Below are 12,661 nucleotides of genomic sequence, written 5' to 3' on the forward strand. Positions count from 1 at the left end.
ATTTCGTATGTGAAATTGCAGGGCTGTTTTTTATTAATGTTGTAAGTTTTTTATAAATGCCTTAGCGCTATTTTTTATAAATGCCATGGTGCTGTTTTTATAAATAACTACCTGCAACGCCAATAACTTTGGTTATATATTCAATTAGCGAACAGCGCCGTTTAACCAAAAGGCGGCCTGAGATAATGCTTCTTTGCGGGCAGTATCTCGCCAGTGGCCCTGACGCTCCATAATCGCCTGCTGTAAACCAAACCAGCCATCGATATACGAATGCCATTCACTTTGTGGATAAAAACCAGAAAGCAGTTGGAAGGTGATGATCTGGCGGTTCAGACGGGGGAGTTGTGCCAAATAGCCATCATCATCAAGATGGTGGCCAAAAGCCTCTTTTAAATCGGCAGCACTGCGGCTAAGCATAATGTCACAGAAGCGTTTAAACGAGCCGTCGAACTTAGCTTGTGCTTTAGCATCCATAAATGGCCGCCAGCCCGCAGTGACCAGCCATGATGTAAGCGCCAACTTACATTTCAGATAGTCGGCGCTGTAACACAACAACTCGGCATCGACATTCTTCGGTTCTAATTGCGGCTCAAGGGCAATCAGCAACGCACGTAGCTCTGTGCTAGCTTTCCGTGGCACCAAACCGCCAAAAATAGCCAATGATTGGCGAACCATTGCCAAAGCGTCGATAATCATGCCTTTGGCCGCAGGCTCCCCCCGTAACCACAGCTCTTCATGATATTGCCAATGTTCCAATATGCTTTCCAAACCACCGGCCATCCCCTGCTCAACCGTTGATTTCGCCACGGGTTGAAATACCAGGAAAGGCCGTAGCTCACGTGGTGGATTACCTTGCGCCAAATGATAGCCACGTGCCGCCTTACTCAAATTGCTCTGGCGTAAGCCACCAATTTCCGCCAATTCGGCTGCCAGTGCCAATAAATCGCCCTGAGTGCCCTGTTTCAGCTCCAGTTCAATCTCACTCAACGGTTCCGACAACATATCAGCTCTGATAGAGCCTTGGTCGAGGGCAAGTTCTATCTCGCTCTCACCGTAAGTGATTACCCACTTTTCGCGGGTGAAATCAGTACGGAACAACGGCTGTAATTCCGTTTGCAACGAATCAGCCGCCCAACCTTCCGGCCAGATATCCTGCGGGAAACGCGCCAAATCCAGTTGGTCGCTATCAATATCGACATTATATTCAGGCCGTTGATGTAAACCGCCCACGACTTTGCCGCCGGTCTTCGCCGTCATTTCATAGCGGCCATCATAGCCGCGAATACGTAAACCGATATCATTCTGGCGCAACCGCTTATCCGCCGTATCAAAATAGATATTGGTCAGTGTTTGTGGGGGAAAATACTGGTTTTTCTGGGACTCAATCCACTCAGGCAAAGCAGCAATGGCCGCAGGAGTAGCAATAAATTTTAATTCTATTTCAACGGTCATAATTTCATTCACACCGGTATGTTACGAGATGACGGGCATTATGCACCTTTCGCTTCGATTTGCCTGTTTTGTACAGATAAACCCGCTTGGCGGCCCCCCGCTAAAACTCTATTTTAACCTGTTTTAGCGGATCTGCCCTACGCCTTCATAAGACAAATTTTCACGGCAGTTAAAATAAGCAGAAATAAGGCCAAAGCCGCGCTGGCTGTGAGACTAAGACAGTTCTCATTCCGGTTTATGCGTTGCGTCGGCAAACTGAACACACTACTATCGTTCCATAAATTCACTCATAAATGACTCTCTAATGCAGAAATTACGCCTAATTTGCCTCACGATACTCAGTTTAAGCCTCTCTTGGGGCGCACAAGCTGAAGAAAAACGCTACATATCAGATGAACTGGATACTTACGTTCATAGCGGTCCGGGTAACCAATATCGTATTGTTGGCACACTAAAAGGCGGGGATGAGGTCACCCTGATAAGCGTTGATAACGGTACGGATTATGGTCAGATCCGTGACAGTAAAGGAAAAACCACGTGGATTCCGTTGAATCAATTGAGTGAAACGCCAAGCCTGCGCATTCGTGTGCCCGATCTTGAGCAACAGGTTAAAACACTGACCGACAAGCTAGCTAATATTGATAATAGCTGGAATCAGCGCACGGCAGAGATGCAACAGAAAGTGGCAGCCAGCGATAGCGTTATCTCTGAATTGCAAAAAGAGAATGAATCGCTGAAAAACCAACTGGTGGTTGCTCAGAAAAAAGTCAATGCAGTCAATCTGCAATTGGATGACAAGCAACGCACTATTATTCTTCAATGGTTTATGTACGGCGGTGGTGTTGCGGGTATTGGTCTGCTCCTCGGTTTAGTGTTGCCACATTTGATCCCAAGCCGTAAAAAGAATAACCGCTGGATGAACTGATAGCGCGAATGATTCGAGCGAGTGAACCCCGATGAGTTTATTTATCAGTAAAATCAATTACAAGTAAGTGATTCGGGTGAGTGAGTGCCGCTAACAACGCTGCAACGTCAAGAAAAAAGGGTTAAATATGAACATCTACCTGGTCGGCGGAGCCGTACGCGATAGCTTATTAAACCTGCCAGTGACCGAACAAGACTGGGTCGTGGTAGGAGCGACCCCTGAGCAATTACTGACATTAGGATATCAACAGGTCGGTAAAGACTTCCCGGTCTTTCTGCACCCTGTCAGCCATGAAGAATACGCCCTGGCGCGTACTGAACGTAAATCCGGCCAAGGCTACACCGGCTTTACCTGCTACGCCGCACCCGATGTCACGCTGGAAGACGATCTATTACGCCGCGATTTAACCGTTAATGCGATTGCCCGTAGTGCTGACGGGGCATTTATCGATCCCTACCATGGCAAACAGGACTTGGAAAACCGAGTGTTACGCCATGTCTCCGCCGCATTTGCTGAAGATCCACTGCGCGTTCTGCGGGTAGCACGTTTTGCCGCTCGTTTTGCCTACCTTGGTTTCACCATTGCCCCAGAAACGATGTCTCTGATGACCAACATGGCGCAAAGTGGCGAACTTTCCGCCCTAACACCAGAGCGCGTGTGGAAAGAAACTGAGAAAGCACTGAAAACACAAAGCCCACAAGTCTATTTTCAGGTACTTCGAGATTGCGGTGCATTGGCTGTGCTGTTCCCTGAGATTGAGCGTTTATTTGGGGTGCCAGCACCGGAGAAATGGCACCCGGAAATTGATACCGGTATCCATACGCTGATGACGTTGGCTATCGCTGCACAGCTCAGCCCAGAGGTTGATATACGCTTTGCTGCCCTGTGCCACGATTTGGGGAAAGGCCTGACACCCAAAGAGTATTGGCCACATCATCACGGCCATGGTCCAGCGGGCGTTAAATTGGTTGAGCAACTGTGCCAACGGTTGCGGATCCCCAATCCTGTTCGTGATTTGGCTAAATTAGTCGCGGAATACCATGACCTGATTCATACAGTGAATAAACTCCGGCCAGAAACTCTGCTAAAACTGTTTAATGCCATTGATGTATGGCGTAAACCTGAGCGCCTGGAGCAGATGATTATGACCAGTGAAGCGGATGCCCGTGGCCGGACTGGATTTGAAAAAAATCCCTATCCACAAGGGGATTATCTGCGAGCCGCATTCCATATTGCCAACGGGGTATCAATACAAGAAGTGGTCGCCAGCGGGTTACAAGGCTTGGCAATTCGCGACGAACTTCAACGCCGCCGCCAGCAAGCTCTGGCTGAGTGGAAACAGACTCAGGAAACACCTTCAATATAAGTGGCTCCGCCGTTCAAATAAACCCCTCTGAACAAGGGGTTTATTTGTTTGTAGCCACGGTTATCCCTTACATAAAGACCCAATACACCACGGCTGCAACAATAAAGCGGTAAATGGCGAAAGGAACAAAAGAGATCCGTTTAATCAGTGACAAGAAGGTCTTGATGGCTATTAGTGCGACGATAAAGGCGGTGATAAACCCTACAGCAAACATCGGTAAATCGCCCAATGTCAGGAAATGCAGGCTCTTATATAAATCCAGCCCGCTGGCTCCGATCATCATCGGTACCGCCAGAATAAATGAGAATTCAGATGCCGCGTAGCGGTTCACACCGACCAGCATCCCACCGGAAATGGTGGCTCCAGAACGAGAGAACCCCGGCCATAGTGCCAGGCACTGGAAACAACCAATCGCAAAAGCCTGACGGTAGGTAATATCATCCAGCCCGACAGCCTTAGGATTTTTAGGTTTGAACCATTCTGCGGCCAGCAATAACACCCCACCAGCCACCAATGCATACATGACACTTTTTGGGTCAAATAGCGCCTTGATAACATCATGGAATGCCAAACCTAGAATCACCGCGGGGATCATCGCCAGTAAAATATGGCCCAGTGTCAAATGACCATCGGTTTTCCCCTCATGGGGTACCGCACCAAAGTGAATACCAATCAGACCGAATAAGCGCCGCCAAAACACCACAACTACGGCCAGAATGGAGCCTAACTGAATAATCACTTCGAAAGTTTTTGCTTTATCACCGGTAAACCCCAGCAACTCCCCGACAATAATCATATGCCCGGTAGATGAAACCGGCAAAAATTCAGTCAGCCCTTCGACCACACCCAGAATAAAAGCCACAAACAGCGAATACATATCCGTCATCTACAATACCCAATACCCTGTAATGGAAAACCACAAAAAAACGGCAATGCTGAAAACAGTGCCGTTCAATTTAGAATTTAATTCCTACCCAAAATAATTGGGGCTGCAGCCCAGTAGGCTGGCTCTCATCAGTGGTTAGGCTGAAGGAACCCCACACATAGCGCTGCAACTTCAAGTAAGAAGGACACAGAAAATTTATCACGTTCCTCGACACAATCAGACAACATTATCAATGCAGAATGACATTTTTATGTCATACGGTGACAAAAGGTCAGCTTAGCCGTTGGCCGCGTTCAATAATTACGCCAACATTTTTGGCCTGGGCGACAGCCCCCGGCTTGCTAACTTTGATACGTACCCACGGCGAATTAAAGCGTCGTAATAACAGTTCGGCTACCTCTTCAGCGACCCGCTCTACCAATGCAAAACGCTGTGAGCCGACATGTTGTATTACCGCCTCACTGATATCAGCATAACTCAGGCAGTCATTGACATCATCACTGCCCGCTGCTTTACGGTTATCCCAGCCCATTTCGATATCGAACACCAGTTTCTGCTGGATGGTCTGCTCCCAGTCATAAACCCCGATGGTGGTTATGATACTGAGTTCCTCAATAAATACGATGTCCATCACGTCATTCTCTGTTTTTGTGCCTGCCGGATACCACTTCCAGCCGAATATGCGTATTATCCACTGATGTTGCTATTAAAACGACCATTATTCAACGGGGCGGTGTTATGAGTGCTATCGCGCTTGGCATGATTATCTTCGCGTATTTGTGCGGCTCTATTTCCAGTGCAATCTTGGTATGCCGGGTTGCCAGGCTGCCAGATCCACGGACACATGGCTCCGGTAATCCCGGTGCGACTAACGTGCTGCGTATTGGTGGCCGTACAGCAGCAGTGGCGGTATTGCTCTTTGATATATTGAAAGGCATGTTGCCAGTTTGGTTCGCTTATCTGTTACACATCCCGCCACTTTATCTCGGTTTGACCGCTATAGCCGCCTGCCTCGGCCATATTTATCCCGTATTTTTCCACTTTAAGGGGGGTAAAGGTGTAGCAACCGCATTTGGTGCAATCGCGCCTATCGGCTGGGATTTGACCGGTTTGATGACCGGGACCTGGCTGCTGACAGTATTATTGAGTGGTTATTCATCATTAGGCGCAATAGTTAGCGCCTTGATTGCCCCGTTTTACGTATGGTGGTTCAAACCTCAATTTACCTTCCCTGTCGCCATGCTCTCTTGCCTTATTCTGATGCGTCACCACGATAACATTCAGCGTTTATGGCGTGGTAAAGAAGGGAAAGTCTGGGACAAGCTTAGAAAGAAAAAACAGAAAACTCCCGCAGAAGAAGCCGCTGAGTTAGAAGAGAAAGAAGATTAGTTTTCCCCGAAACCGAGAATGGCTGCGGCAACACTCAGCCGTTCGACACCCCTATCAGAACGACGGGTAGTAACACAGCCACAGCCACGCCCGACCATTCGACACCCATATCAGAATGACTGAGCATGAGCGAGGCAAGGCGCAAAGGAATGAAAAAACGCAGTGGACTCTTGGCCATGAGTATTTTGAATGACTGCGGCAACACCGCCGCAGCCACGCTCAGCCATTCTGATCAGACTTTCGGTAACTCAGATAACGGCCAACGCGGCCACACCGACACACTCAACTCACTGTTCAGGTTACTTCGCAACCTGACCATCCCCGCATAGGCAATCATCGCGCCGTTGTCAGTGCAAAATTCTGGCCGGGCGTAGAATACTTCACCGCCTCGTTTTTGCATCATATCGGCCAGTTTTAATCGTAAGGTCTGGTTAGCGCTCACGCCCCCGGCGATAACTAAGCGTTTAAAACCCGTCTGATCTAACGCACGTTTAGATTTGATGGCTAAGGTATCAACCACCGCATCTTCGAATGCTCGGGCGATATCGGCGCGGGTTTGGTCGTCATCACCATTAGCACGAATAGTATTCGCCGCGAACGTTTTCAGACCAGAAAAACTAAAATCCAGCCCAGGGCGATCAGTCATTGGACGCGGAAAGATAAAACGGCCCGCAGTACCAAGCTGGGCCATACGCGACAACATTGGCCCACCAGGGTAATCCAACCCTAATAGTTTTGCTGTCTTATCAAAAGCCTCACCTGCCGCATCATCAACAGATTCGCCCAACAGCAAATATTCACCAATACCGGTCACACTAATCAATTGGGTATGACCGCCGGATACCAGCAACGCAACAAACGGGAACTCTGGTGCATTTTCTTCCAGCATTGGTGCCAACAAATGGCCTTCCATATGATGAACCGGTACCGCAGGGACCCCCCACGCGAAAGCTAATGCCCGACCGATGGTCGCCCCCACTAACAACGCCCCCACCAAGCCAGGACCTGCTGTATAAGCCACAGCATCAATATCTTTGGCGTTCAACTTGGCTTCTTTCAACGCCGCCTGAATCAGGGGTACGGTTTTACGCACGTGATCACGGGAGGCCAGCTCTGGTACGACACCGCCGTAGTCAGCGTGCAATTTTACCTGACTGTACAATTGGTTAGCTAACAGACCGGCTTCATCGTCATACACTGCAATTCCGGTTTCATCGCAGGACGTTTCTATACCCAATACTCGCATTACATTTCCCATCATTCACGTGCGGCCGACAGTTTAGCATAACAGCGCCCGCAGTCATGATTTCTCATCCCCCCTTCGAATATTTTCGACATTGGCCGCAAATGCGTTGTTGATAATCGCTGATAATTGCTCTGTTTGAAAAAAATGTTGATTAATTCGATCACCGCCTCTGTTTAGTATATAATCAGCGGCCGTCGCACTCCTGGCACCAACTTTTTTGTAAAGGCGGGGGCGACATCACAGGGGCGTGCCTGTTTCAATTTGCTGTGGTGCTTTACAAAGCAGCATCCATTGAAGTAAAATTCCGCACCATTTTGAGAAGGCTGGCGATTGGCCAGCAGCAAACCGATTTCTATTGAGGTGAGAGGCACATGCCGGTAATTAAAGTACGTGAAAACGAGCCGTTCGACGTAGCTCTTCGTCGTTTCAAACGTTCCTGCGAAAAAGCAGGTGTTTTAGCTGAAGTTCGTCGTCGTGAGTTCTATGAAAAACCGACTACTGAACGTAAACGTGCTAAAGCTTCTGCTGTAAAACGTCACGCGAAGAAATTGGCTCGCGAAAACGCACGCCGCACTCGTCTGTATTAATTCTTCGGGGATAACCCCAATACGTGGTTTTTTCATTTCGAAGAACGCGCAGATCGAGTAGTTGCATACGAAGGCCGTGCTTTCCGAAAGGAACGCGCGGCTTGTTCTCGTTTATGGACTGGCGAATAGGGGCTTATGGCTGGACGAATTCCACGCGTATTTATCAATGACTTGCTAGCTCGCACTGACATCATCGATCTTATCGATACCAGGGTAAAGCTGAAGAAGCAAGGCAAAAATTACCATGCGTGCTGTCCGTTCCATCATGAGAAAACACCCTCATTCACTGTTAACGGCGAAAAACAGTTTTATCACTGTTTTGGCTGCGGCGCTCATGGTAATGCTGTTGATTTCTTGATGAATTACGATCGACTCGAGTTTGTCGAAAGTATCGAAGAATTGGCCACCATGCACGGGCTGGAAGTGCCTTACGAGGCAGGCAGCGGCACCACTCAGATAGAACGACACCAACGACAAAGTCTTTATCAATTGATGGAAAGCCTCAGCGCATTCTATCAGCAGTCACTCAAAGGCCAGAATGCCAATCAGGCCCGTGAATATCTTAAACATCGCGGTTTGAGTGAAGAGATCATCCAACATTTTGCTATCGGTTTTGCTCCCCCTGGTTGGGACAATGCCTTAAAACGTTTTGGTCGTGATGGCGAGAGCCGTACAGCACTGAACGATGCCGGAATGCTGGTTACTAATGATACAGGGCGGACTTACGATCGTTTTCGTGAGCGCGTCATGTTCCCTATTCGCGATAAACGCGGGCGGGTTATCGCTTTTGGCGGGCGAATTCTGGGTGATGGAGTGCCAAAATACCTCAACTCCCCAGAAACAGAAATTTTTCATAAGGGCCGCCAGTTATATGGCTTGTATGAAGCACAAGTCAATCATCCAAACCCTGCACGCTTACTCGTTGTTGAAGGGTATATGGATGTGGTGGCGCTCGCACAATTTGGTATTGATTATGCTGTTGCCTCATTGGGAACGGCAACAACCGCTGAGCATATTCAGTTGTTGTTCCGTGCCACCGATAACGTAATTTGTTGTTATGACGGTGATCGGGCTGGTAGAGATGCCGCTTGGCGAGCATTAGAAACGGCTCTGCCCTATCTAAATGACGGGCGTCAGCTACGCTTTATGTTTTTGCCCGATGGTGAAGACCCCGACACTCTGGTTCGTAAAGAAGGGAAAGACGCATTTGAACAACGTATGGAGGAGGCACAGCCACTCTCAACTTTCTTGTTTGAAACGTTAATGCCACAGGTAGATTTGAGCAGTCCCGATGGGCGCGCCAAACTGAGCACACTGGCATTACCTTTAATCAGCCAAATTCCTGGTGAAGCGCTACGTCTATACCTACGTCAACAATTAGGGAATAAGTTAGGTCTGCTTGATGACAGCCAGCTCGATAAGCTGATGCCAAAACAGATTGAGAATGCAAATACCTACCAGCCGCCCCAGCTAAAACGCACAACCATGCGTATACTTATAGGGCTATTGGTACAAAACCCACAACTGGCTACACTTATTCCCTCATTGCAGGGGGTCGAGCAAGCCAAATTGGCGGGTTTACCGTTATTTATTGAGTTGGTTGAAACCTGTCTGGCCCAACCGGGGTTGACAACCGGGCAGCTGCTGGAACTGTACCGTGATAATAAATTCAGCCAACAGCTTGAAACTCTTGCAACATGGAACCACATGATTGTAGAGGATATGGTCGAACAGACTTTTGTCGACACGCTAGCTAGCCTGTATGACTCCATTTTGGAGCAACGTCAGGAAACCCTGATAGCGCGTGACCGTACACATGGATTAAACGCCGAAGAACGTAAAGAGCTTTGGTCTTTGAATCTGGCACTAGCCAGAAAAAAATGAAACACCCAACGGCTTAATTGCCGATAAATGTGGGGGCAACTCCCCACAATGATGCCGCTATAGCGGGCAGCGGCGACAAAAAAAGGCCCCAAATGCAATTGTTGGCGGTTTCGCCGACCGACACCAACCCAAATACTCTGAAGTGTGGATACCGTCTTATGGAGCAAAACCCGCAGTCACAGCTGAAGCTACTTGTCACCCGAGGTAAGGAGCAAGGCTATCTGACCTATGCTGAGGTCAATGACCATCTGCCGGAAGATATCGTCGATTCCGATCAGATCGAAGACATCATCCAGATGATTAATGACATGGGCATACAGGTACTAGAAGAAGCGCCTGATGCTGATGATTTGATGCTGGCCGAGAACACCACGGATACCGACGATGATGCGGCTGAAGCTGCTGCACAGGTGCTTTCCAGTGTTGAATCAGAAATCGGGCGAACCACCGACCCGGTGCGTATGTATATGCGCGAAATGGGTACCGTTGAGCTGTTAACGCGTGAAGGCGAGATTGATATTGCCAAACGTATCGAAGACGGTATCAATCAGGTTCAGTGTTCTGTTGCTGAATACCCTGAAGCGATCACTTATCTGTTGGAACAATATGATCGCGTTGAAGCGGGCGAATCTCGTTTATCCGACCTGATCACTGGCTTTGTTGATCCAAACGCTGAAGAAGATATTGCCCCAACAGCGACCCACGTTGGTTCTGAATTATCCACTGAAGAGATGGATGATGAAGATGAAGACGAGGATGAAGACGACGACGCCGAAGACGATAACAGCATCGATCCAGAGTTGGCGCGCCAGAAATTCAGCGATTTGCGTGAGCAGTATGAAAACGCGCGTATGGAAATCAAGAAAAATGGCCGCAATCACGCGAACGCAGCTGCTGAAATCCTGAAGCTTTCTGAAGTGTTCAAGCAGTTCCGTCTGGTGCCAAAGCAGTTCGATTATCTGGTCAATAACATGCGTGCCATGATGGATCGCGTTCGTACTCAAGAACGTATCATCATGAAGCTGTGTGTTGAGCAGTGCAAAATGCCGAAGAAAAACTTCGTTACGCTGTTTTCCAGCAATGAAACCAGCGATACCTGGTTCACTGCGGCAGTGGCTATGGGTAAACCTTGGTCTGAAAAACTGAAAGATGTCTCGGAAGATGTTCAACGTAGCTTGCAGAAACTGCGCCAGATCGAAGAAGAAACCGGTCTGACCATTGAGCAGGTAAAAGACATCAACCGCCGTATGTCTATCGGTGAAGCGAAAGCGCGTCGTGCCAAGAAAGAAATGGTTGAGGCTAACCTGCGTTTGGTTATCTCTATTGCCAAAAAATACACCAACCGTGGTTTGCAGTTCCTTGATTTGATCCAGGAAGGCAACATTGGTCTGATGAAAGCAGTAGATAAGTTCGAATACCGTCGCGGTTATAAGTTCTCAACTTACGCAACATGGTGGATTCGTCAGGCGATCACTCGTTCGATTGCAGACCAGGCGCGCACTATCCGTATTCCAGTACATATGATTGAGACCATTAACAAACTCAACCGTATCTCACGCCAGATGTTGCAAGAGATGGGCCGTGAGCCAACGCCAGAAGAGCTGGCGGAACGTATGTTGATGCCGGAAGATAAGATCCGTAAAGTGCTGAAGATAGCTAAAGAGCCTATCTCAATGGAGACCCCGATTGGTGATGACGAAGATTCACATCTGGGTGATTTCATTGAAGATACCACTCTGGAGCTGCCGCTGGACTCTGCAACCTCTGAGAGCCTGCGCTCTGCCACGCACGACGTGTTAGCAGGCCTGACAGCCCGTGAAGCAAAAGTTCTGCGTATGCGTTTCGGTATCGATATGAACACTGACCACACGTTGGAAGAAGTGGGCAAACAATTCGATGTCACCCGTGAACGTATTCGTCAGATTGAAGCGAAGGCATTGCGTAAACTGCGTCACCCAAGCCGTTCTGAAGTACTGCGTAGCTTCCTCGACGATTAATTCGTTAGTGAAGTAATAAAAATCCCGGCATATTATTTATGTCGGGATTTTTTTTCCTATAAAACCAACCACGTCTACGCTCTCCTCTTCCCTACCTCATCCGTAAAAAACCTTATTTTTGCATATAAAACACGCATATGAGTGAGCAGCTCTAGACCTGAGGATAAAAACTACCGTATAATCAGCGCCCAAGCTTGGCCCCTTAGCTCAGTTGGTTAGAGCACGCGACTCATAATCGCTTGGTCACTGGTTCAAGTCCAGTAGGGGCCACCAAATAAAACAAGGAGTTACGTTAATAGCGTAACTCCTTTGTTATTTCTGGGATATGCCGGGGATATTTTGCAGGGGTAATCATGGGGTTTATTGGTTATTTTATGCCCGTTCACCGCATCGCCACACTTCGATACTACAATCATCGGCGAGGCGTTGGCTTCTTCCACTGGTAAGCTGGCGCACTCATCCTCTGGCGGTGACGTTCTTTAGCTGCCAGTGTCGCCGCTACCTTAGTGCGTATATCCAGCAAATCCTTGTTGTTCAGATCCACCCCTTGCCGCCTGGCTGCGTTGATAAGGGTCATTTCAATAATGTTATGGCTCAACATAATAACCTCACCCGGCTTAATCATTTATCGTCGCCTCTGTGGATTTACCCAAATCAGCCCATCATTTTACGGTAGGCCTCTGCGGCTTCATCCGGGGTTAGATTTGACGTTTGGATCGGGCCACCGTTCGCGCCGGTCAATTCGGCTTTCTTCGGTGCTTCCCATCCACACATTTCAGCCAGTTGCTTGATAGCAGCTTTCGGATCATGCAGCTTAATTTTTAGTCCATCTTTGCCAGTGGATAACTCAGCGACAGCAGCCAGGTGTTCGGGCTTAATATCTTTGGAGTCCTTAAATTTCCACGACGCCTGAAATACCGGTTGCCCTT

Annotated in this window: 11 protein-coding genes, 1 tRNA gene and 1 pseudogene; 7 read left to right on the top strand and 6 right to left on the bottom strand. The window is 48.5% G+C overall.

Features of this window, described 5'->3' with window-relative positions:
- Positions 1 to 144: 144 nt before the first annotated feature.
- The gene (locus AC971_RS16415; RefSeq protein ID WP_025381444.1) at positions 145 to 1,452 is read right to left on the bottom strand and encodes a CYTH domain-containing protein; all 1,308 of its coding nucleotides are present in this window, start codon (positions 1,450 to 1,452) and stop codon (positions 145 to 147) included.
- Positions 1,453 to 1,756: 304 nt separating this feature from the next.
- Here AC971_RS16415 and AC971_RS16420 point away from each other — a divergent pair, with 304 nt between their 5' ends.
- Positions 1,757 to 2,377, top strand: a complete 621-nt coding sequence (locus AC971_RS16420) for a TIGR04211 family SH3 domain-containing protein (RefSeq protein ID WP_025381445.1) — start codon at positions 1,757 to 1,759, stop codon at positions 2,375 to 2,377.
- A gap of 127 nt (positions 2,378 to 2,504) precedes the next feature.
- Positions 2,505 to 3,743, top strand: coding sequence for a multifunctional CCA addition/repair protein (locus tag AC971_RS16425; protein ID WP_025381446.1), 1,239 nt, complete (start codon positions 2,505 to 2,507; stop codon positions 3,741 to 3,743).
- A gap of 67 nt (positions 3,744 to 3,810) precedes the next feature.
- Here AC971_RS16425 and bacA read toward each other — a convergent pair whose 3' ends face one another.
- Both bacA and folB read right to left on the bottom strand, forming a co-directional pair.
- Complete coding sequence (gene bacA / locus AC971_RS16430; protein ID WP_025381447.1) at positions 3,811 to 4,629, bottom strand: undecaprenyl-diphosphate phosphatase; 819 nt, start codon at positions 4,627 to 4,629, stop codon at positions 3,811 to 3,813.
- Positions 4,630 to 4,900: 271 nt separating this feature from the next.
- Positions 4,901 to 5,260: a bifunctional dihydroneopterin aldolase/7,8-dihydroneopterin epimerase gene (folB, locus tag AC971_RS16435; protein ID WP_025381448.1), complete on the bottom strand. Its 360-nt coding sequence runs from the start codon at positions 5,258 to 5,260 to the stop codon at positions 4,901 to 4,903.
- Positions 5,261 to 5,367: 107 nt separating this feature from the next.
- Between folB and plsY the strand changes: the two genes are divergently transcribed.
- Positions 5,368 to 6,018, top strand: coding sequence for a glycerol-3-phosphate 1-O-acyltransferase PlsY (plsY, locus tag AC971_RS16440; RefSeq protein ID WP_025381449.1), 651 nt, complete (start codon positions 5,368 to 5,370; stop codon positions 6,016 to 6,018).
- A 232-nt stretch (positions 6,019 to 6,250) separates the two neighbouring features.
- Here plsY and tsaD read toward each other — a convergent pair whose 3' ends face one another.
- A complete protein-coding gene (tsaD, locus tag AC971_RS16445; protein WP_025381451.1) occupies positions 6,251 to 7,264 on the bottom strand; it encodes a tRNA (adenosine(37)-N6)-threonylcarbamoyltransferase complex transferase subunit TsaD in 1,014 nt (337 codons plus the stop codon).
- Between the two features lie 371 nt (positions 7,265 to 7,635).
- Between tsaD and rpsU the strand changes: the two genes are divergently transcribed.
- From rpsU to AC971_RS16465, 4 genes are all read left to right on the top strand, one after another.
- Positions 7,636 to 7,851, top strand: coding sequence for a 30S ribosomal protein S21 (rpsU, locus tag AC971_RS16450; protein WP_001144069.1), 216 nt, complete (start codon positions 7,636 to 7,638; stop codon positions 7,849 to 7,851).
- Between the two features lie 135 nt (positions 7,852 to 7,986).
- Positions 7,987 to 9,735, top strand: coding sequence for a DNA primase (gene dnaG, locus AC971_RS16455; RefSeq protein ID WP_025381452.1), 1,749 nt, complete (start codon positions 7,987 to 7,989; stop codon positions 9,733 to 9,735).
- Positions 9,736 to 9,893: 158 nt separating this feature from the next.
- Positions 9,894 to 11,732 carry an RNA polymerase sigma factor RpoD gene (gene rpoD / locus AC971_RS16460; RefSeq protein WP_025381453.1) on the top strand — a complete coding sequence of 613 codons (1,839 nt, stop codon included), beginning with the start codon at positions 9,894 to 9,896 and terminating at the stop codon, positions 11,730 to 11,732.
- A 196-nt stretch (positions 11,733 to 11,928) separates the two neighbouring features.
- Positions 11,929 to 12,005 (top strand) — tRNA-Ile (locus AC971_RS16465).
- A gap of 139 nt (positions 12,006 to 12,144) precedes the next feature.
- Here AC971_RS16465 and AC971_RS16470 read toward each other — a convergent pair.
- Positions 12,145 to 12,333: a hypothetical protein gene (locus AC971_RS16470; protein ID WP_025381454.1), complete on the bottom strand. Its 189-nt coding sequence runs from the start codon at positions 12,331 to 12,333 to the stop codon at positions 12,145 to 12,147.
- A 53-nt stretch (positions 12,334 to 12,386) separates the two neighbouring features.
- Positions 12,387 to 12,661 (bottom strand): annotated as a pseudogene (locus AC971_RS24770) (terminase small subunit); the annotation flags it as partial.

It is taken from the genome of Yersinia similis, from assembly GCF_001053095.1.
GTDB lineage: Bacteria > Pseudomonadota > Gammaproteobacteria > Enterobacterales > Enterobacteriaceae > Yersinia > Yersinia similis.